Source organism: Pseudomonas fluorescens (genome assembly GCF_900636825.1).
GTDB lineage: Bacteria > Pseudomonadota > Gammaproteobacteria > Pseudomonadales > Pseudomonadaceae > Aquipseudomonas > Aquipseudomonas fluorescens_BG.
On record NZ_LR134318.1, the window covers coordinates 3,144,799 to 3,165,422 of the forward strand.

A 20,624-nucleotide genomic window follows, 5' to 3' on the forward strand; every position below is an offset into this window, starting at 1 on the left:
AAAGATTCTCCATCAGAGCTTCTCCACGTTGACCAGGAATGACTTGGATTCCGGGGTCTGTGTGTTGCCATCGCCGAGGAACGGCACCAGGGTGTTGGTCAGATAACCGTGGCGCGTCAGGCCGGTGAAACCCCAGTGCAGCGGGATGCCGATTTGATGCACGACCTGACCATTGACTTGCAGCGGCCGAATCCTTTTCGTCACCACCGCCACCGCTTCAATAAAGCCGCGCTTGCAACTGACCCGCACGCGATCACCCGCCGCGATGCCCTTCTCTTTCGCCAGCACTTCGCCGATTTCAACAAACTGCTCAGGCTGAGCAATCGCATTCAATTTGCAGTGCTTGCTCCAGAAGTGGAAATGCTCGGTCAATCGATAGCTGGTGCCGGCGTACGGAAAGTCCTTGGCTTCGCCGAGGCTTTCCCAAACCGAATCGAAGATCCGCGCCGCCGGATTACTGGTGGCTTGCTTGTTTTGCGGATGCAACGGGTTGATGCCGATCGGCGTTTCAAACGGCTCGTAGTGCTCGGGGAATGGGCCTTCGGTCATCTTGTCGACGGCGAAGAATCGGGCCACGCCTTCGGGGTTCATGATGAACGGGTTCATTCCGGCTTCCGGCGGCACATCGGCTTTGTAGTCCGGCACGTCGGTGCCGGTCCAGGTCTTGCCGCTCCACCACACCAGACGTTTTTTCGGATCCCACGGTTTGCCCGCCGGATCTGACGAAGCGCGGTTGTAGAGGATTCGCCGATTGGCCGGCCACGCCCAGGCCCAGCCCTGATGCTGGTGCATGCCGAACGGATCGGCGTTATCGCGACGGGCCATCTGGTTGCCAGCCTCGGTCCAGCTGCCGGCGAAAATCCAGCAGCCGGATGCAGTGCTGCCGTCATCCTTGAGCAAACCGAAGCCGGCCAGTTGCGTCCCCGCCTTGACCGTGACGCCGCTGGCGTCGGTGAAATCGCTGACGGCGGTGCCGTTGATTTCCCGCGCCAGTTCTTCCGGCGAAGGCTCGTCGGGAATCTTGTACGGCCACGACAGCTTGAGCAGCGGATCGGGAAACTTGCCGCCCTCGCGCTGATAACGCTGGCGCAGGCGCAGGAACAGTTCGCTCATGATGCGAATGTCGGTTTGCGCTTCGCCCGGGCCATCGGCGCCCTTCCAGTGCCATTGCAGCCAGCGACTGCTGTTGACCAGCGAGCCGTCCTCTTCGGCGAAACAGGTGGTCGGCAGGCGAATGACTTCGGTCTGGATGTCTGCGCTTTTCACGTCATTGTATGGCCCGACGTTTTGCCAGAACTCCGAGGTTTCGGTGGCCAGCGGGTCCATCACCACCAGCCATTTGAGTTTGGCCAGCGCGCCCATCACGCGGTTCTTGTCCGGCAACGCGGCGATCGGATTGAAGCCCTGACAGAAGTAGCCGTTGACCTTGCCCTGGCTCATCAGGTCGAACATTTTCAGCACGTCGTAATTGGGGATGTCGAGCTTCGGCAAATGGTCGTAACACCAATTGTTTTCGAGCGTGGCATTGGCGCCGTACCAGGATTTCATCAGGCTGACATGAAACTTGCTGTAGTTCTGCCAGTACGACAGCTGCCCAGGACGCAGCGGCACTTGTGTGCGTTTGTGAATGAATTGGCCGTAATCCTGCTCGCTGTCCTGTGCCAGCGTCAGATAGCCGGGCAACGCGTTGGAAAGCAATCCCAGGTCGGTGAGGCCCTGAATGTTCGAGTGGCCGCGCAAGGCATTGACACCGCCACCGGGCATGCCGACGTTGCCCAGCAACAACTGCACCATCGCCGCGCTGCGAATGATCTGCGCACCGATCGAATGCTGCGTCCAGCCGAGGGCGTAAAGAATCGTCATGGTCTTGCCCGGCGTCGAGCAAGTGGCGATTTCGTCCCAGATTTTCTGCATCGCATCGACAGGCATACCGCAAATCTGACTGGCGAGGTCGATGTTGTAGCGGCTGTAATGCTGCTTCATCAATTGATAGACGCAGCGTGGGTCTTGCAATGTCGGGTCGACTCTGACGAAACCGTCGTCGCCCAGTTCGTAACCCCAGCCGGATTTGTCGGTGTAGCTGCGTTTATTGACGTCGTAGCCACTGAAAATGCCGTCTTCGAAGCCGTAGCCAGCTTTGACGATGAACGACACATCGGTGTAGTTGCGCACGTATTCGTGCTGGATCTTGTCCTCGGTCAGCAGGTAATTGATCAAGCCGCCCATGAAGGCAATGTCGGTGCCGGTGCGGATCGGCGCGTAATAGTCGGCCACCGACGCGGTCCGGGTAAAACGCGGGTCGACCACAATCAGCCGCGCGGCGTTGTGCGCCTTGGCTTCGGTTACCCATTTGAAGCCGCACGGATGCGCTTCTGCTGCGTTGCCGCCCATCACCAGGATCAGATTCGCGTTGGCGATATCGGTCCAGGTATTGGTCATGGCACCACGGCCGTACGTCGGGGCAAGACTTGCCACCGTCGGGCCGTGTCAGACACGCGCCTGGTTATCGAACCCCAGCATGCCGAGGCTGCGAATCACCTTCTGAGTGATGTAACCCGCTTCGTTGGACGCCGCCGAGGCCGCGAGGAAACCGGTGGTCAGCCAGCGATTCACCGTTTGCCCGTTGGCATTCTGTTCGATGAAGTTGGCGTCGCGGTCGGCCTTCATCAGGTCGGCGATGCGATCGAGCGCATCGTCCCAACTGATCCGCGTCCATTCGCTACTGCCGGGCTTGCGTGTTTGCGGGTAGAGCAAACGACCGGGGCTGTGAATGAAGTCGAGCAGGCCTGCGCCTTTCGGGCAGAGGGTGCCGCGATTGACCGGATGGTCGGCGTCGCCCTCGATGTGAATGATGTTTTGCGCCACGTTTTTGCCGGCATCGCCCTGGCTGTACATGATCAAGCCACAACCGACCGAGCAATACGGGCAGGTGTTGCGGGTTTCATGAGTGTGGGCGAGCTTGAAGTGGCGTACCTGCTCGGCGAAGGCTGGCGTCGGGGCCATGCCCAACGCGCCCAGGCTTGAGCCTGCAAGGCCGACACCGGCGACCTTGAAGAACTGACGACGGCTGAGATCCATCGTGCACTCCTGATCAGGTGGAACCCGGTGCTTGTGCCGGGTTTTATCTGGACAATCACGGTTGCAGCGCAACGGCGCTGACTTTTTCACTGTAGCCAAAGACCATACAATTTGTGTGAAAACCGACCGTCGGGCTCGGCAACGCCCGTGTAGGAGCTGCCGAAGGCTGCGATCTTTTGACTTTGCCTGTAAAAAACAAGATCAAAAGATCGCAGCCTTCGGCAGCTCCTACAGGGGTTGAGGGTTTATCATGGCGCCCATGAACAACCCGCCTTCACGAGACCGCGCATGACTTTCGATTTTGATCAGGTATTCGACCGCCACCACACCGGCAGCACCAAGTGGAGCCGCTACCCTGCCGATGTGCTGCCGATGTGGGTCGCTGATATGGATTTCGCCGCGCCGCCGGTGATCATCGAGGCGCTGCAACAGCGTCTGCTGCATCCGCTGGTGGGTTACAGCGTGGCTCAGGACAACCTGCGTGAAGCGATCGTCGCCGACCTCTGGAACAAATTCGCCTGGAAGGTCAGACCGCAGGAGCTGATCTTTCTGCCAGGCGTCGAATCCGGTTTCAACATGGCGCTCAAGGCCTTGGTACAGCCGCAGCAGAACGTCGTGGTGCAAGTGCCGAACTATCCGCCGCTGCGTCATGCTCCCGGCCATTGGGGCTTGAACAAAGTCGAACTGGAATTCGAGCCGCAGACCGACGGCACCTACCTGACCCCGTTGGATGTGTTGCGTGATTCGCTCGCAGGGGGCGGCGCGCTGCTGTTGAGCAACCCGCACAACCCGCTGGGCAAAGTATTCAGCCGTGAAGAACTGCAAGCCGTGGCGGACATCTGCGTGGCCCAGGACGCGTGGATCATCTCCGACGAAATCCACGCGGAACTGTGCTTCGATGGCCGCGTGCACATTCCGACCGCGTCGCTAAGCCCGGACATCGCCAAACGCACCATCACTCTGATGTCGGCGAGCAAGGCCTACAACATCGCCGGGCTGAAGACTTCGTTCATGATCATTCAGGATGCGGCCCTGCGAGAACGCGTCAACCATGCTCGCTGCGGGATGGTCGACAGCGTCAACCCGTTGGGCATGGAAGCGACCCGCGTGGCGTACAGCGAAGGCGCGCCGTGGCTGGCCGAGCTGAAAACCTATCTGCAAGCCAACCGCGACTGGCTGGTGGCAGCGGTGCGCACGCGCCTGCCGGGCGTAACCATCAATGTGCCGCAGGGCACTTATCTGGCGTGGATGGATTGCTCGGCGCTGGATCTGGCAGATCCGCAGAAGTTCTTCCTCGAACAGGCCAAGGTTGGTCTTAGCGCGGGTGTGGATTTTGGCGATCAGCACCAACAATTCGTACGCCTGAATTTCGGCTGCCCGCGGGCGTTGCTGGAAGAAGGGATTGCGCGGATGGAGCGGGCTTTGACCAGCCGCAACAGCTGAAAACACCTTGCCCCCTGTGGGAGCTGGCTTGCCAGCGATGACGGCCTCACATGCAATATAGATGTTGTCTGTGGCACCGCAATCGCTGGCAAGCCAGCTCCCACAGTTTAGCCAATCAGTCTGTAAATCCAGCGCAAATCCAATCGAACTCAAGGCAAAGCCATCAGGTCAACCCGGAACACTGGCCTTGAAATCAGGAGATCCGCGATGACTGACTATCCAAAACCACCCTTCCCGAAACAAGCCCAACCGGTGCCCGGTTCGCAACGCAAAATGGAACCCTATCCGGACTGCGGCGAACAGAGCTACGTCGGCTCCGGCCGTCTGTCCGGCAAAATTGCTTTGATCACCGGCGGCGACAGCGGCATCGGTCGTGCCGTGGCAATTGCCTTCGCCCGCGAAGGTGCGGACGTGGCGGTGGCTTATCTGAACGAACACGAAGACGCCAAGGAAACCGCACGCTGGGTCGAACAGGCCGGGCGCCAATGCCTGCTGCTGCCGGGCGATATCGCTGAGAAAGCGCAGTGCCAGGCTTTGGTCGACAAGACCGTCGAGCGCTTCGGTCGCATCGACGTACTGGTCAACAATGCCGCGTTCCAGATGACCCACGAAAACTTCGAAGAAATCCCCGATGACGAATGGCTGATGACCTTCGACGTCAACATCACTGCCATGTTCAGGATTTGCCAAGCAGCGATCAAACACATGGGGCCCGGTTCATCGATCATCAACACCAGCTCGGTCAACTCGGACATGCCCAAGCCCACCCTGCTCGCATACGCCACCACCAAAGGGGCGATTGCCAACTTTACCGGCGGCCTCGCGCAGATGCTCGGGCCGAAGGAAATCCGCGTCAACAGCGTGGCACCGGGGCCGATCTGGACACCGCTGATCGTCTCGACCATGCCTGACGAAGAAGTGCAGAACTTCGGCGGTAGCACCCCGCTCGGCCGTCCGGGGCAACCAGTGGAAGTCGCACCGATTTACGTGCTGCTGGCGTCCAACGAAGCCAGCTATATCACCGGCCAGCGCTACGGCGTGACCGGTGGCAAACCGATGCTGTAACCGCATAGCAGAAAAACGGAACCCCAGCGGCATGACATCCCTCCATACCTGTAAGCGCCCACGGGCCATCAGGAACAGGAGGTTGTCATGTCCGCACCCCTCGTCAGACTTTTTACCCAACCCAACTTCGCCTGGACCGATATCCGCCGCGAAGAAGAAACCCATCCCCGCCACTACCTCGCCCATCTGCTGCTGCTCGCGCTGATACCGGCGGTGTGCCTGTTTCTCGGCACCACCTATGTCGGCTGGAGCCTGGCGGTCGGCGAGACCGTGCGCCTGAGCATGGCCAGCGCCTTGCAACTGAGCGTGTTGTTGTACGTGACAATCGTTGCCGGCGTGGTGGTCATGGGTGGTTTTATCCGCTGGATGTCGCGCACGTTCGATGCGCGGCCGACGCTTAACCAATGCATTGGCTTCGCCGCCTATACCGTGACACCGTTTTTCATCGCCGGCATTGCCGGGCTGTATCCAAGCCGCTGGCTGGCGATTCTGGTGCTCGGTGCGGCGTCGATTTATTCGACGTTCTTGCTGTTTGTCGGCCTGCCGACGTTTATGCACGAGCGCAAGGAGCAAGGTCTGCTGTATTCGGCCTGCGTGTGGGGCGTCGGGCTGCTGGTGCTGGTGACCATGCTGGTGTCGATGATCCTGCTGTGGTTCAACGTGCTCATTCCCGAGTACCTGCGCACGACCGTGAGCTGACCCGGTGCGACTGTCCTTGAAAATTCATCATAGCGAGCGGTCATGAGTTTCGGCGTATGGGTCGCGGTGCTCGGCGCCGTGCTGCTGACGCTGGCGCTGACGTCGTCATGGTTGCGCTGGATGCCGGTCACCACGTCGGCGGTGTGTCTGCTGCTGGGGATCGCCATCGGCCCCAGTGGCCTCAACCTGTTGAAACTGTCGCTGGAACAATCGTCGCTGTGGATGGAACACCTGACTGAAGTCGCGGTGCTTTTCTCGCTGTTCGTCTGCGGGTTGAAATTGCGCCTGCCGCTGCGGAATAAAACCTGGCGCATCGCTTTTGGCCTGGCAGGACCGGTGATGGTCATGACGATTATCGGCGTATGCCTGCTGTTGCATTGGGGCTTGCAGTTGTCGTGGGGGCCGTCGTTGCTGATTGGCGCGATCCTCGCACCCACTGATCCGGTGCTCGCGGCGCTGGTGCAGGTCAACGATGCGCAGGACGTCGACAGTGTGCGCTTCGGCCTCTCGGGCGAAGCCGGGCTCAACGACGGCGTGGCCTTCCCTTTTGTGATCCTCGGTTTGCTGTTGCTGCATGGCGATGGCAGCGCCGCCGAATGGCAGCACTGGGCGTTACGCAGTTTGTTATGGGCAGTACCGGCAGGTTTGCTTACCGGTTACTGGATGGGCCGTGGCATCGGTCGCATCGCCTTGTCGCTGCGCATCCACAATGAAGACAGCACCCTCGGTCCCAATGATTACCTGACGTTGGCGTTGATCGCGCTTTCGTATGTGGTGGCCGATGCGATTGGCGGCTACGGCTTCCTCGCGGTGTTCGCTGCGGGTCTCGGTTTGCGTCAGGAAGAAGTCAAGTCCACCGGCGTCAGCCAACCGCCAGCCGAGCATTTGGTGCAACCAGTGGTGGGTCATCAGAACATCGAACCGCAAAACGCGGTGCATGGCGACACCGAGCAGTTGGAAGAAAGCCAAGTGGCGGCTGGCATCATGATGGGCGACATGCTGGCCTTCGGCAGCCTCGTGGAACGGGCGATGGAAGTGTTTCTGGTAACCCTGCTCGGCGTCGTGCTTATCGCCCACTGGGACTGGCGTGCGTTGTGGATCGGCGCCGTGCTGTTTTGTCTGATTCGTCCGCTGAGTGTCGCGGTGATGCCGTGGGGCAAGTTGCTCAGCGGTCCGCAGCGTCTGCTGATCGGCTGGTTCGGCATACGCGGGATCGGCAGTCTGTTCTATCTGTTTTTCGCGTTGAATCATGGCTTGGACAGCGACGTCGCAACCATCTGTACGAACATCACTTTGTCCGTCGTAGCCCTGAGCATTCTGCTGCATGGCATCAGCACGCAACCCATGCTGGCGCGGTACGAACGTCTGAAACAACGGAAAAGCTGATTCTTCAGCCGTTTGAAATCGTTCAGATTTATCGAAGTTTTTTCTGCAAAAAAATGGATCGCTGGTGGCGACTGGGGAGTCACAACCTTAACCGCGCCAATTCTGCGGCGCGGCCCGGCAGGTTCGGTTCCCCTGCGGCGAATAGCCTATTAAACGGAACTTCGACAACTTTAAGGTTACGGTCATGAATGAATGCTCGACTCCTGCTCAAATCAAGGCTTGCAGAGCGCTGGCTCTGGAAAACAATCGTCAACTGTTCGAGGAAGCCCATGAGCTGAATCGAGCGGCGAACGCCCTGCTCGAGAACACGCCAATGGATTTTGAGCGATTTGAAGAATATCGAGCACTGCGCAAGAAGGCCGATGCCAAGTTCGAGGACGCGATTGATCATCTGTGTGTATTGAATGAAGACTTCCCGCCGATTCCTGCGGCTGTGCAGAATTCGGTAACGACGCGGCGTGAGCTGGAAACTGCTTGATCGTGTCCCTGAAGGTCAAAAGCCCCTCACCCTAGCCCTCTCCCAAAGGGAGAGGGGACTGACTGCATGATTCTCTCGTCATTCATCGACTTGAAAAATCGAGTCGAATGATGAATTTGAAAAGCAAAAAGTGCTCCCTTCCCCTCGTCCCACCGGGAGAGAGGGGACTGAGCGCATCGTTCTTCAGTCATTCATCGACTTGAAAAATCGAGTCGGGCACCAGTTTGAAAAACATAAGTTCTGCTCCCTTTCCCCCCTCGCCCCCTTGGGGGAGAGGGCTGGGGTGAGGGGGTAGAAATCTAGCAGCCACCACAGAACCCGGAACCTTGCCTCGTCCCAGCCAATCCCGACTCAAGGATTGGTCACCTGAATGAACACCGCGTAAACCCCCAACATCACCCAGAACGTGGCGAAGATCCACGGTGTCCGCACCGAAAACAGCAGCGACTTGCGATAGCCTTTGTGGCTCGACTCCATTTCGCTGAACAGCGGCGATTCGTCATAAGCTGCACCCATCACCGGCTCACTGTGCAACAACTGGCTCTGCTTGAAATGCCAGTGATCGATGATGTCGTACGCCGCGCGAATCCCCGGCCAGGCATTCAGGGAACTGAGTACGCCCAGCAGCGCCAGAAACGGCGGCACGACGAGAGTGAACATCTTGCCCCATTCAGGATTGACGTTGGCCATGCAGGACGCGAACGCAATCACCAGAAAAGACTGGGCGGCCAGATAGGCGTCGGTGCGGTTGGCCAGGATGCTCGTTTCGTACTGGATTTCCCGACGATAGAAATCCAGACGTTCCTTGGGTGAGCCGAACATCTTGGCGTTGTGTTCGGTCAAGGTTTCTTCAGCGGTCGGCTCGGTGAGTATGAGGGACAAAACTTGCGCGCTCCGGAGTGGGTGAACTCGTTAGAGACACTCCGGCGCGCACTGGTTCAGGCGGATCTACCAATGGTCATTTCATCGACTGAGCGATGATTTCCACCAGATTCAGCTGTGTAAACGGCTTGGCTAGCCGCGGCAGTTGCGCGGCAAAACCCTCCAGGCGTTCGGCGTAACCGGTGGCGAGGATGATCGGCAAGTCCGGTTTGCGTAGCCGCACCGCATGTGCCAGTTGCGCGCCGCTCATCTGCGGCATGGCCATGTCGGTGATCATCAGATCAACGACTTCATTCTGATCCAATAGCGCGAGCGCCTGAGCGCCGGACGTAGCGCTGATCACCCGATGCCCGAGGTCTTCCAGCAGCAGGCTGGTACTGGTCAACACCAGCGAGTCATCGTCCACTACCAGAACGCTGAGCCTTGGCACGGAAACCGGCGCGATTGGCGCATACGAGGTTTTCACCGTCGCGCCTTCGACAGCCACCGGTAACCACAGCTCGGCCGTGGTGCCTGTGCCCTTCTTGCTTTTGAGCATGAAGCGGCCACCGAGCTGTTCGATGAAACCGTGCACCATCGACAACCCCAGCCCTGTGCCTTTGCCCAGGCCTTTGGTGGTGAAAAACGGATCTCGCGCCGAGGCCAGCGTCTGTTCGTCCATGCCTTCACCGCTATCGATCACGCTCAGACATACATAACGACCGGCGGCCAGGTCAGCATGAGTTTGTTCAAGCACCACTTGTGGCTCTGCGCTGATGATGACATTGCCGCCATCGGGCATCGCGTCGCGAGCGTTGGTCGCCAGATTGAGAATCGCCAGTTCGAGTTGATTGGTGTCGGCGAGCACTGGTTCAAGGTCTTTGGGGAAACGCGTGTTGATCCGGATCCCCGGCCCCAGCGAGCTGCGCAGCAGGCCGGTGATGCCCTGCACCAGTTGCGCGATGTCCACTGATTCGGTCTTCAGCTCCTGGCGGCGCGCGAACGCCAGCATGCGCTGGGTCAGAGAAACGCCACGCAATGCACCTTGAGTGGCGTTTTCGAGCAGGCGGCGCACACCCGGTTGATCCCCGGTCCGTTTTTGCAGAATCTCCAGATTGCCGAGAATTACCGTCAGCAAATTATTGAAGTCATGGGCGATGCCGCCGCTGAGTTGACCGATCGCCTGCATTTTCTGCGCTTGGAACAACGCTTCACGGGTTTTCTCGAGGGCCTGTTGGGCCACGTGGGTTTCGGTGACGTCGCGAGTGATCTTGGCAAACCCGAGAAGCGTGCCGGTGTCACCGCGAATCGCATCGACCACCACGTGGGCGAGAAACCGCGTGCCGTCCTTGCGCATGCGCCAGGTCTTGTTTTCGAAACGGCCCTCGCGGGTGGCGATTTCCAGCGCCCGTTGCGGCTCGCCCAGATCGCGATCTTCAGGGGTGTAGAAAATCGAGAAATGCTTGCCGATGATTTCTTCCGGCAGATAGCCCTTGATTCGCTGTGCGCCCTGGTTCCAGTTGCTGACCAGGCCTTCGGGGCTGAGCATGTAGATCGCGTAGTCGGTAACGCCCTGCACCAGCAGACGGAACTGCTGCTCGCTTCGCTTGAGGGTTTCTTCGGCCATTTTGCGATCGGTCAGGTCGCGGGTGATCTTGGCGAAGCCCAGCAGATTACCGCTGGGGTCGATGATCGGATCGATGACAACGTGGCACCAGAAGTGAGTGCCGTCCTTGCGCACCCGCCATCCCTCGCCTTCAAAGCGCCCCTCACGGATCGCGGTGTCGAGCGCGCGCTGGGGCAAGCCGGCCGCTCGGTCATCGGTGGTGTAAAACCGCGAAAAGTGCTCGCCGAGGATTTCCGCCTCTTCGTAGCCCTTGAAACGTTTGGCGCCGGAGTTCCAACTGGTGATGATGCCGCCCGGGTCGATCATGTAGATCGCATAGTCGACGACCGCATCGATCAGCAACCGGAAACGCATCTCTTCAATCGCGGCGGTCTTGGTGTTTTCGCTCATCACATTCATCGCACAGTGTCATGCGCAGAATTATGCGGTAATCCGGGAAATTGAAAAGCCACCGTTTCGCTTTTGATCGCCCACCAGCGCGGCAACAACTGCTGGACGCGCCCTTCGGCGAAACGATCATCGATGAGCATGACCACGCCGCGATCCTCACGCGTGCGGATCACCCGCCCAGCCGCCTGTACGACTTTTTGCACACCAGGGTATAAATAGGTGTAGTCGTAACCGGCGCCGAAAATCGCCGCCATGCGGCGTTTCATTTGTTCGTTGACCGGGTTGAGTTGCGCAAGGCCCAGCGTGGCGATGAATGCGCCGATCAACCGCGCGCCCGGCAAATCGATGCCTTCGCCGAACGCGCCGCCCAACACGGCAAAACCGACGCCTTGGCTGTCGGCAGTGAACTGATCCAAAAACGCCTGACGTTGGCCCTCGGCCATGCCTCGCGACTGCTGCCACAGCGGGATGTGCGGATGTCGTTCGGCCAGCAGCGTCGCCACTTGTTGCAGATAATCGAAGCTGCTGAAGAATGCCAGATAGTTACCGGGGCGCTCGCGGAATTGGCGGGCGATCAACTCGACTATCGGCTCCAGCGACGCTTGGCGGTGATTGAAGCGTGTCGATATCTGACTGACGATGTGCACTTGCAATTGCTCGGCTTCGAACGGTGATTCGACGTCGATCCACACCGTACTGGCCGGGGCGCCCAACAGATCCGCGTAATAATTGCGCGGGCTGAGGGTTGCGGAGAACAACACACTGCTGCGCGCCGCAGTCAGTCGTGGGCCGATGAATGCTGCCGGCACCACGTTGCGCAAGCACAGTTGCGACAGCGGTTTTTTGCGGTCGAGGTCGCGTTTGCTGATATCGAACAGATAGCTTTCGTCGTACAGCTCCGCGACCCGGCCGAATTGCAGCAGGTCGAAATAGAAGTTCTGCAGGCTGCTTTCCAGCCCTTGCGGGTGTTCGTTGAGATAATCGCCAATCGCCGCGCAGCACAGGGAAATCGCCTGCAGCAGTTTTTCCGGCGCTTTGTCATACGCCTGATACGCCGCCAATTGCGGTGCATGCAGGGCGTTCCATTCACGATTGATGCGTTGCAGGGAATTTTTCAGCGCGGCGGGCGCGGTCTTGCGCACGCTGGCAAGTGCGAACTGGTCGAGACTGGCGCTGTACATCTGCCGCCCGCGCTCGACCAGGTTATGCGCCTCATCTGCCAGCACCGCGACTTTCCACTGGTTGAGCTGGGCCAGACCGAACAGCAATGCGCTGAAGTCGAAGTAATAGTTGTAATCGGCGATGACCACATCGGCCCATCGGGCCATTTCCTGGCTCAGGTAATACGGGCACACCGCGTGCTGCGCGGCGACCTCGCGCAGGGCCGCCTGATCAAGCAGGTTGAGGCGACTGGCCGCTGCGCGCGCGGCCGGCAAACGATCATAAAAGCCTTGCGCCAACGGACAGGATTCACCGTGACAGGCTTTGTCCGGATGCTCGCAGGCCTTGTCCCGCGCGACCATTTCCAGCACGCGCAAGGGTAAGCCGGGCGACCGGTCGAACAACACCTGACTGGCGTCCAGCGCCAGTTTGCGCCCTGGTGTCTTCGCGGTCAGGAAAAACACTTTGTCCAGTTGCTGCGGCGCCAAGGCCTTGAGCATCGGGAACAGCGTGCCAAGAGTTTTGCCGATACCGGTCGGCGCCTGCGCCATCAGGCAGCGGCCGGTGCTGACGGCTTTGAACACTGATTCGGCCAGATGCCGCTGGCCGGGACGAAAATCCGCGTGGGGAAACGCCAATTGTTGCGCCGCCAGATTGCGCGCCTGTCGATGAGCCATCTCTTGCTCGGCCCATTGCAGGAACAACCCGCATTGCGCCTCGAAAAAATTTTGCAGCTCAGCGGCGCTGCAATGTTCGACCAGGCAGGTTTCCTTCTCGCTGACGATATCGAAGTACACCAGCGCCAGACTGATCTCTTGGAGTCCGAGCTTGCGGCACATCAGCGCGCCATAGATTTTCGCTTGCGCCCAATGCAACTGCCGATGGTTGGCCGGTTGTTTGCTCAGATCGCCGCGGTAGGTTTTGACTTCTTCCAGGCGATTCTGCGTCGGGTCATAGCCGTCCGCCCTGCCCTTGACCTTTAGCTGACGGAACTCGCCTTCCAACGCGACTTCGCTCTGGTATTGCTCACTGCGCCGCGACGCGACCGTGCGATGGCCGACGATGCCCTCAAGCGCAGTGGGCGAAGGCGTGAAACGCAGGTCGAGATCGCCGGCCTTGGCGGTGAACTCGCACAGTGCCCGCACTGCAACGTTGTAGCTCAAGCGCTCTGCTCCGCCCATTGCACGTAGCAGACGGCGACGGGCATCTGATGCTCGTGGCAGAACTCGAGCCAACGCAGTTGATTGTCCTGCAAGCGGTCGCCGGGGCCTTTCACTTCGATCATCCGGTAGGTTTTTTCCTGCGGCCAGAACTGGATCAGGTCGGGCATGCCGGCGCGGTTGGCCTTGATATCGAGCAGCAAACGGTTGAACCAGTGCTTGAGGTGCTCGGCGGGCAGACATGCCAGCGCTTGCTCAAGCAAGCCTTCGTTCAATGCGCCCCAAAATACGAACGGCGACTGCACGCCCCATTTGTCGACGAATCGCTGACGAATGGTGTCGGCATAACGGCCATCGTCGAGTTCGCCCAGACAGGTCTGGAACAGCTCGGCACGGCGCTGCTGGAAATCTTCGTTGAGCAGGTCGACGGGGCCGCGCTGAAACGGATGAAAGAACGCGCCGGGCAAAGGTGCGAAAATCGCTGGCCAGCACAGCAGCCCGAACAGCGAATTGATCAGGCTGTTTTCCACGTAATGCACCGGGCCATCGTCGTCGTGCAGATGCGCCTGCACGTGAAATTCCACCGACAGCGCCGGATCGCTGCGCGCCAACTGCAAATCCAGCCGCTCGACCGGTTTCGCCACTGCGCGCTTGAGCGGCGGGCCGCCGAGTTTGCGGCGCAAGCGCGGCATTATTCTCTGCAAACCCTGATGCTCTGCGGCGCTTTCTACAGCCAATTGCGCCTGGGTTGCGATTTCCAACGCCAAGGCATACTCGCCGCAGCGCTCCAGCACTCGAATCATGCGCAAACGCGCGCCGGGATAGGCACAGTCGCGATAGATGCTCAGGGCCAGCGCGAACTCACCGATGCGTTCGCCATACTGGCCGATCTGGAACAGCACCTTACCGCGCCGACGCTGCAACCATGGGTTGTCGAAGTGCAACGCGCCGACTTGTGCGGCAATGTCCTCCAGCGGCTCGCCGGCTTCGAAGCGCAACTGGCAAGCATGCAGGAACAAGCAGGCGTCGACGTCTTCGCGGCTGCGCAGACCGCGAGAGTCCGCGCAGAACGGGACCTTTTCGTAGGTAAAAATGCCGAGATCGGCGAGGACGAATTCAGACCAGTCTTGATACAGGTTGCCGAAGAACATCAAGCGCAGGCGATCGCACAGGTCCATGAGGGTCAGGCTGAACAGACGATCCTCCAGCCCCGGTGCCCAGTCACGCAGGCTGCGCGCTTCGCTGAACTGCTCGGCCAGCAGCGGCAGCCAATCATCCTTGCGGCCCTTGGGCTGGTCGATCGCAGCGCCGAATGCCTGAAGAATTTCGGCCTTGAGCAGCACATCGAACAGCTCGGCGATGCTCAACGGTGCGTGTTCGACGATCCAGCCGTGATCAAGCAACGGTTGCGCGGCGTGAACGATGTCACCGATTTCGAGGTAATTGAGTTTGCTTGCGCGAAAATGGAGGCCCTTGCGCATGACCATGCGCACCAGCAACCCTTGTGAAGCGCGCGGCACGGCGTGGAACTGGCGGATAAAGCCGTGTTCAGCAGCACTCATCACGTCGGCATAGCGAAGCTCAAGCCAATCAAGCACTTGCCGGAAGTTGTTGAGGTAATAGAACGGATCGTCGAGCGGATTGGCAGTCACGGAAATTCAGGGCCATGCGGGCAAATACTGGTTATGCGTACAGATACCAGCTCTGCCCGGTGCGTTGCAAACGGAAAAGGATCAATGGCATTTTTTCGTCGGGCCATCGAACTTTTGCCGTGCCGGCAGCACCAACCGCGTTAGAGGGCCGACAATGCCCGTCATTGCATCGCATGAGGATTTAGAGGTGGGTATGAAAATCAAGGCACTGGGAATTTGTTTCGCAGCCGTGGCCGCGCTGGCATTGGGCGGTTGCTCGACCCAGACGGTGGTGACCTTGCAGAACGGCACGCAATATCTGACCGAGGATATGCCGAAAACCAAGACCAAAGACGGATTCTACGAGTTTGAGGATATTTCCGGCGCCAAAGTGAAGGTACGCGCCGACGAAGTAGCAACCGTTCGCAAGGAAGACTGAGTCCTGGCCCTCCCCCTGAAATCGAGCCCTCTGCTGTAGGAGCTGTCGAGTAAAACGAGGCTGCGATCTTTTGAATCTTTAAAACAAGATCAAAAGATCGCAGCGTGCCGCAGCTCCTACACGGGCACCACATTCTGTAGGAGCTGTCGAGTGAAACGAGGCTGCGATCTTTTGACTCTTTAAAACAAGATCAAAAGATCGCAGCGTGCCGCAGCTCCTACACGGGCACCACATTCTGTAGGAGCTGACGAGTAAAACGAGGCTGCGATCTTTTGACTCTTTAAAACAAGATCAAAAGATCGCAGCGTGCCGCAGCTCCTACAGGGGCACCACATTCTGTAGGAGCTGACGAGTAAAACGAGGCTGCGATCTTTTGATTCTTTAAAACAAAATCAAAAGATCGCAGCGTGCCGCAGCTCCTACAGGGGCACCACATTCTGTAGGAGCTGACGAGTGCAACGAGGCTGCGATCTTTTGATTCTGTAACACAAGATCAAAAGATCGCAGCGTGCCGCAGCTTCTACAGGGGCACCACATTCTGTAGGAGCTGACGAGTGAAACGAGGCTGCGATCTTTTGACTCTTTACAACAAGATCAAAAGATCGCAGCGTTCCGCAGCTCCTACACGGGCAACACATTCTGTAGGAGCTGACGAGTGCAACGAGGCTGCGATCTTTTGATTCTTTAAAACAAGATCAAAAGATCGCAGCGTGCCGCAGCTCCTACACGGGCACCACATTCTGTAGGAGCTGACGAGTGAAACGAGGCTGCGATCTTTTGACTCTTTAACACACGATCAAAAGATCACAGCGTGCCGCAGCTCCTGCAATGCGAGACCGTCAGCTACCGGTGCGGATCTTGTTCCACACCCGCGTGCGGATCCGGTCGATGTTCAACGGCATCGCTTCGAGCGCGAACAATTTGCCCATCATCTCTGGGCTCGGATAGACCTTGGTGTCGTTCTTGATCGCCGGGTCGATCAAGCTGTCGGCCTGTTCGTTGCCATTGGCGTAATGCACGTAGTTGCTGATGCCAGCCATGACGTCCGGACGCAACAGGTAATTCATGAACTCGTACCCTGCCTTCTCGTCAGGTGCATCGACGGGCATGGCGACCATGTCGAACCAGATTGCCGCGCCTTCCTTGGGAAGCGCATAACCAATGTCGACACCGTTCTTGGCTTCTTTCGCGCGGTTTTCCGCCTGCAGGATGTCACCGGAGAATCCGACTGCGACGCAGATGTCGCCGTTGGCCAAATCGCTGGTGTATTTCGAAGAGTGGAAGTAGCTGACGTACGGACGCACTTTCATCAGCAGTGCTTCGGCCTTCTTGTAGTCCTCGGGATTTTTACTGTGATGCGGCAAGCCCAGGTAATTCAGCGCGGCCGGGAGCAATTCCGGGCCGTTGTCGAGGATGGCTACGCCGCACTTTTGTAACTTTTCCATGTATTCGGGTTTGAAAATCAGATCCCATGAATCGACCGGGGCATCGTCACCCAATACAGCTTTGACCTTGGCGATGTTGTAGCCGATGCCGGTGCTGCCCCACAGGTACGGAAAGCCGTGTTCGTTGTTCGGGTCGTTGTTCTGCAAAGCCTTGAGCAGCACAGGATTGAGATTTTTCCAGTTCGGCAGCTGACTTTTGTCGAGCTTCTTCAACGCCCCGCCCTGGATCTGCCGCGCCATGAAATGGTTGGACGGAAACACCACGTCGTAACCGGATTTGCCGGTCATCAGTTTGCCGTCGAGGGTTTCATTGCTGTCGTAAACGTCATAGGTGACGCCGACGCCGGTTTCCTTCTCGAAATTTTTCGTGGTGTCGGGCGCGATGTAGTCGGACCAGTTGTACACCTTGACCGTTTCCGCCGCCTGAGCGAGGGAAACGGCCAGCATCAGCGGTGCCAGAGCGAGGGTCTTGCGGATCATGGGTCGATTCCTGTGTAGGTTTTTTTGTTGGCAGGCAATCAAAAGGATCAAGCAATCAGAAAATCAGCACGTAGCTCTTGCGCACGGTTTCCTGGATATCCCAGATCCCGAGCGTGTTGGCCGGCAACATCAGTGCGTCGCCACCTTGTATGTGCAGGGTTTCGCCACCGCCGTCAGGGGTAAAGGTGCAGCGCCCGGAAATGAAATGGCAGAACTCCTGCGCGGTGATCTGCCGACGCCAGCGGCCCGGCGTACATTCCCAGACGCCCGTTTCAACGCCGTCATCGCGCTCGACGCTGGTGGTTGAGGCGATCGCCACCGGTTCGCCAAGCGGCACGGCGACCGGGTTGGATTCTTCAAGTGGCAGGGTGGCGGTGTTTTTGAACTGGGTAATGCTCATGGTCAGACCTGTGTGTTGACGAAAAGGATGTCAGTGCATGAAGCCTTCCATGAAGCCGGCGACCTGGCTGGCGAGTTTGCGCCGCCACAGCGCCGTCGCCGGGTTGGCCAGGGTCTGGTCTTCATGGACAAAACTTTTGATGATCGCGTTGTAGCCGAGCCAGCGACATGGCTCCGGCTCCCAGGCGCGCAACGCATGAATACCGCCGTCAGGCAACACCCAGGGCTGGTGAACCAGTTCGGTGTCGCGCTCGAGGATCAGATCCGCCAGGGTTCGCCCGCCGAGATTGCTGGCACCGACGCCCTCGCCGCCATAACCGCCCGACAGCGCGATACCATTGGCGCGATCGCAGAGCATGTGCGGTTTGAAATGCCGCGACATACCGAGGTTGCCGCCCCACGCATGGGTGATCTGCACGTTTTTCAGCTGCGGAAACAATTCGCCGAACAAATAACGGCGCAACTCGACTTCATCCCGACTGAGATCAAAGTTATGGCGCAGCTTGCCGGCAAACTGGTATCCGCCACGTGCGCCGAAAATCAGCCGATTGTCAGCGCTGCGCTGGCCGTACGTGACCTGCCGGCTGAATTCACTGAAGGCTTGTCCGCGGTTCAGGCCGATTTCATCCCAGGTCGCGGGCGACAAGGGTTCGGTCGCGACAATCAGGCTTTGCACCGGCAGTTGATAACGGCCCAGCGGCGGTAACGTGACCGAATACCCCTCCACGGCCGGAACGATCCAGCGACTGCGCACGCTGGCCTTGGCGGTTCGCAAGCTCCCCGATTGCCAATGCGTGACCGGGCTGTTTTCGTAGATCTTGACGCCCATGTGCTGCACGGTACGAGCCAGGCTGCGCACCAGTTTGGCCGGGTGAATGGTCGCCACATGCGGGGCAAAAATCCCGCCATAAGGCTTGGCCACGCGGATCTGCTGTGCCAGTTGCTCAGGACTCAGCCAGCGGTAATCGTCGTCCGTCAGGCCTTGAGCGTGCAGTTTGCTCAAGTATTCGCGCAGGCTCGCTTCCTGCTCTGGATAACGCGCGGCGCAGTACAACACGCCGCCTTTACGGTAGTCGCAGTCGATGCCCTCGTTTTCGAGGACGATTTCTACTTCATCAGGAATGCTGTGCAACAGATCAAACGAGGCACGGCGTTGTTCCGGCGACAGGCCCGCGAGCAAGCGATCCTCGCCGAGCAGATTGCCCATCAGCCACCCGCCATTGCGACCGGAGGCGCCGAACCCGGCGGTTTGCGCCTCGACGATGGCGATGCTCAGGCCCGGAGCGTGCTTCTTCAGGTAGTACGCGGTCCACAGGCCGGTATAGCCGGCACCGATGATTGCCACGTCGACATCCAGATCCCGCTCAAGCGCCGGCCGCGCCGTCAACGGTTCGTCGAGCTGATCCATCCACAAACTGATAGTGCGCCACGCCGGCATGCAAGACTCCGCCACTGAAAACTTTCGATGGCGTCGATCCTAGTGGGCGAACTCAGGGGATGTCTTGCGCGCGTGTCCGCAAAGAAATTTGTTTGACGTAAGCCTTCGGCGACTGGCCGGTGTGCTGGCGGAAACAGCTGTAGAAGGCCGACAGCGAATTGAATCCGGCGGCGAACGCCAACTCATCGACGCGCAGCGGCGGTGTCGCGGTGTCCAGCGAGCGCAACAGATGTTGCAGGCGCGCCTGATTGACGTAGCGATAAAAGCTTTGCCCCAACACTTGGTTCAGCAGATATGAGATCTGGTTGCGGCTGTACCCGCACTCCTTCGCCACCCGCTGCAAGTCCAGTTCCGGATCCAGATAAGGCTGCTGCTGTTCGAAGTATTGCTGCAGGTCTTCGGCCATGAAGCTCAACTGCCGGGGAGACAAACCGAGGCGACTGACTGCCGGCCGCTGATTGGTGGCGGCCGTGCCGCCGGTGGGCGTGCGCACCAGTGATGCGTATTCATTGACGCGCCAGATCAAGCCATCCTTGACGGTGATCGCCTCACTCGAACGAAACGAAACCAATCCTTCGCCGCCGCGCAACGTGACTTCGTACTGGATGAAAGCGGTATTGCCGTCGACGCGAATGCGGTCGCAATGTTCCAGCAGTTCGTCGGATTCTCTTGGCATGCTCACGCGGACATATTCGCGCAACTCATCAAGACCGAGCACACGATTCTGAAAGAAATCGTTGTATTGAACAGCCGGGTGATACAGCGCCATCACGGCATCAAGATCACGGTGTTTCCAGCTCAGATGGTATCGCATGACCGTAGCGGCCGTGGCCTGGGTCTGTTCGGGGCCGTCGTCGTCGGCGTGCATATGAAAGCTCGGCGGAAAAAACCGAGCTTGCCCAAGTTCGCCCTGCGCTTCAATGAAAAGTCGATACTGGCAATGTGCCGATGTTGGTGCAGCCGTGACTTACATCAAAAAAAGCCAATCAATCGCCAAACGGACTGAAAAATCTCACAGTATTTTCACAAACGGATGCTACTTTTAAAGTCTGAGACCGGTTGAGCCAATGAAGGCTCTTCCCACCTACATGAGCAAATGGAAGCGCTCGATGAAGAAGGCGGGCAACACATGAATAAAGGTTCGAGCAAAGTCACGTTTCCCAACGCTTGCCAGCTGATGCGCTGGCATTTTCATCCAATGGGGTTCGAGGCAACAATGGATGCGCCCGGCAGCATGATCGCCCGGTTGTTTGATCGCGCTAATGGGGAAACCCTGATCGCCATTGCCGGCATTCCCTGCGCCACGGTGATGAACGCGGCGGATGTCGAGCGAATCATTGAAGCGGTGGAGGACGAGCTGGAGGCATTTGTACCTCCAGAGTCTCTCAGGAGTTACGCGTAACTTTCTGATTTAAAAGCAAAAAGCCCGCATTGCTGCGGGCTT

General features: G+C 58.7%; 16 protein-coding genes. 7 read left to right on the top strand and 9 right to left on the bottom strand.

Features of this window, described 5'->3' with window-relative positions; all coding sequences use genetic code 11:
* Positions 1 to 12: 12 nt before the first annotated feature.
* A complete protein-coding gene (gene fdnG / locus EL257_RS14165) occupies positions 13 to 3,078 on the bottom strand; it encodes a formate dehydrogenase-N subunit alpha (RefSeq protein WP_145964614.1) in 3,066 nt (1,021 codons plus the stop codon).
* Positions 3,079 to 3,366: 288 nt separating this feature from the next.
* On the opposite strand from fdnG, the gene EL257_RS14180 reads away from it, so the two are divergent.
* From EL257_RS14180 to EL257_RS14205, 5 genes are all read left to right on the top strand, one after another.
* Complete coding sequence (locus EL257_RS14180) at positions 3,367 to 4,521, top strand: MalY/PatB family protein (RefSeq protein WP_126363512.1); 1,155 nt, start codon at positions 3,367 to 3,369, stop codon at positions 4,519 to 4,521.
* A gap of 207 nt (positions 4,522 to 4,728) precedes the next feature.
* The gene (locus tag EL257_RS14190) at positions 4,729 to 5,586 is read left to right on the top strand and encodes a glucose 1-dehydrogenase (RefSeq protein ID WP_126363514.1); all 858 of its coding nucleotides are present in this window, start codon (positions 4,729 to 4,731) and stop codon (positions 5,584 to 5,586) included.
* 87 nt (positions 5,587 to 5,673) lie between these two features.
* Positions 5,674 to 6,285, top strand: coding sequence for a Yip1 family protein (locus tag EL257_RS14195; protein WP_126363516.1), 612 nt, complete (start codon positions 5,674 to 5,676; stop codon positions 6,283 to 6,285).
* Between the two features lie 42 nt (positions 6,286 to 6,327).
* The gene (locus EL257_RS14200; protein WP_126363518.1) at positions 6,328 to 7,671 is read left to right on the top strand and encodes a cation:proton antiporter; all 1,344 of its coding nucleotides are present in this window, start codon (positions 6,328 to 6,330) and stop codon (positions 7,669 to 7,671) included.
* A gap of 184 nt (positions 7,672 to 7,855) precedes the next feature.
* Positions 7,856 to 8,149, top strand: coding sequence for a hypothetical protein (locus EL257_RS14205; protein ID WP_126363520.1), 294 nt, complete (start codon positions 7,856 to 7,858; stop codon positions 8,147 to 8,149).
* A gap of 351 nt (positions 8,150 to 8,500) precedes the next feature.
* Here EL257_RS14205 and EL257_RS14210 read toward each other — a convergent pair whose 3' ends face one another.
* The 4 genes from EL257_RS14210 to EL257_RS14225 form a co-directional block, all read right to left on the bottom strand.
* Positions 8,501 to 9,031, bottom strand: coding sequence for a hypothetical protein (locus tag EL257_RS14210; protein WP_126363522.1), 531 nt, complete (start codon positions 9,029 to 9,031; stop codon positions 8,501 to 8,503).
* A 76-nt stretch (positions 9,032 to 9,107) separates the two neighbouring features.
* Complete coding sequence (locus EL257_RS14215; protein WP_126363524.1) at positions 9,108 to 11,027, bottom strand: hybrid sensor histidine kinase/response regulator; 1,920 nt, start codon at positions 11,025 to 11,027, stop codon at positions 9,108 to 9,110.
* A 5-nt stretch (positions 11,028 to 11,032) separates the two neighbouring features.
* On the bottom strand, positions 11,033 to 13,351 hold the full coding sequence (locus EL257_RS14220; RefSeq protein WP_126363526.1) for an ATP-dependent DNA helicase: 2,319 nt from the start codon (positions 13,349 to 13,351) through the stop codon (positions 11,033 to 11,035).
* The gene (locus EL257_RS14225) at positions 13,348 to 15,000 is read right to left on the bottom strand and encodes a VRR-NUC domain-containing protein (RefSeq protein WP_126363527.1); all 1,653 of its coding nucleotides are present in this window, start codon (positions 14,998 to 15,000) and stop codon (positions 13,348 to 13,350) included. The genes EL257_RS14220 and EL257_RS14225 overlap by 4 nt, the downstream gene beginning before the upstream one ends.
* Before the next feature lie 193 nt (positions 15,001 to 15,193).
* On the opposite strand from EL257_RS14225, the gene EL257_RS14230 reads away from it, so the two are divergent.
* A complete protein-coding gene (locus EL257_RS14230) occupies positions 15,194 to 15,418 on the top strand; it encodes a YgdI/YgdR family lipoprotein (protein WP_126368125.1) in 225 nt (74 codons plus the stop codon).
* A gap of 839 nt (positions 15,419 to 16,257) precedes the next feature.
* On the opposite strand, the gene EL257_RS14235 is transcribed toward EL257_RS14230, so the two are convergent.
* The 4 genes from EL257_RS14235 to EL257_RS14250 are packed head-to-tail and all read right to left on the bottom strand — an operon-like array spanning position 16,258 to position 20,048.
* Positions 16,258 to 17,343 carry a polyamine ABC transporter substrate-binding protein gene (locus EL257_RS14235; RefSeq protein ID WP_126363529.1) on the bottom strand — a complete coding sequence of 362 codons (1,086 nt, stop codon included), beginning with the start codon at positions 17,341 to 17,343 and terminating at the stop codon, positions 16,258 to 16,260.
* A gap of 55 nt (positions 17,344 to 17,398) precedes the next feature.
* A complete protein-coding gene (locus EL257_RS14240; RefSeq protein ID WP_126363531.1) occupies positions 17,399 to 17,743 on the bottom strand; it encodes a cupin domain-containing protein in 345 nt (114 codons plus the stop codon).
* A gap of 30 nt (positions 17,744 to 17,773) precedes the next feature.
* On the bottom strand, positions 17,774 to 19,180 hold the full coding sequence (locus tag EL257_RS14245) for an NAD(P)/FAD-dependent oxidoreductase (protein WP_126363533.1): 1,407 nt from the start codon (positions 19,178 to 19,180) through the stop codon (positions 17,774 to 17,776).
* A 52-nt stretch (positions 19,181 to 19,232) separates the two neighbouring features.
* Entirely contained in the window at positions 19,233 to 20,048 is an 816-nt protein-coding gene (locus EL257_RS14250; RefSeq protein WP_126363536.1) for an AraC family transcriptional regulator, read from the bottom strand.
* 261 nt (positions 20,049 to 20,309) lie between these two features.
* Between EL257_RS14250 and EL257_RS14255 the strand changes: the two genes are divergently transcribed.
* Complete coding sequence (locus tag EL257_RS14255; protein WP_126368127.1) at positions 20,310 to 20,582, top strand: DUF1652 domain-containing protein; 273 nt, start codon at positions 20,310 to 20,312, stop codon at positions 20,580 to 20,582.
* Positions 20,583 to 20,624 lie beyond the last annotated feature (42 nt).

Bases quoted from the DNA above. Each gene is read 5' to 3' on its own strand.
- EL257_RS14205 (WP_126363520.1), top strand. From the start codon at position 7,856: ATGAATGAATGCTCGACTCCTGCTCAAATCAAGGCTTGCAGAGCGCTG.
- EL257_RS14255 (WP_126368127.1), top strand. From the start codon at position 20,310: ATGAATAAAGGTTCGAGCAAAGTCACGTTTCCCAACGCTTGCCAGCTG.
- EL257_RS14250 (WP_126363536.1), bottom strand. From the start codon at position 20,048: ATGCACGCCGACGACGACGGCCCCGAACAGACCCAGGCCACGGCCGCT.
- EL257_RS14215 (WP_126363524.1), bottom strand. From the start codon at position 11,027: ATGAGCGAAAACACCAAGACCGCCGCGATTGAAGAGATGCGTTTCCGG.
- EL257_RS14230 (WP_126368125.1), top strand. From the start codon at position 15,194: ATGAAAATCAAGGCACTGGGAATTTGTTTCGCAGCCGTGGCCGCGCTG.
- EL257_RS14200 (WP_126363518.1), top strand. From the start codon at position 6,328: ATGAGTTTCGGCGTATGGGTCGCGGTGCTCGGCGCCGTGCTGCTGACG.
- EL257_RS14195 (WP_126363516.1), top strand. From the start codon at position 5,674: ATGTCCGCACCCCTCGTCAGACTTTTTACCCAACCCAACTTCGCCTGG.
- EL257_RS14235 (WP_126363529.1), bottom strand. From the start codon at position 17,343: ATGATCCGCAAGACCCTCGCTCTGGCACCGCTGATGCTGGCCGTTTCC.
- EL257_RS14180 (WP_126363512.1), top strand. From the start codon at position 3,367: ATGACTTTCGATTTTGATCAGGTATTCGACCGCCACCACACCGGCAGC.
- EL257_RS14245 (WP_126363533.1), bottom strand. From the start codon at position 19,180: ATGCCGGCGTGGCGCACTATCAGTTTGTGGATGGATCAGCTCGACGAA.
- EL257_RS14240 (WP_126363531.1), bottom strand. From the start codon at position 17,743: ATGAGCATTACCCAGTTCAAAAACACCGCCACCCTGCCACTTGAAGAA.
- EL257_RS14190 (WP_126363514.1), top strand. From the start codon at position 4,729: ATGACTGACTATCCAAAACCACCCTTCCCGAAACAAGCCCAACCGGTG.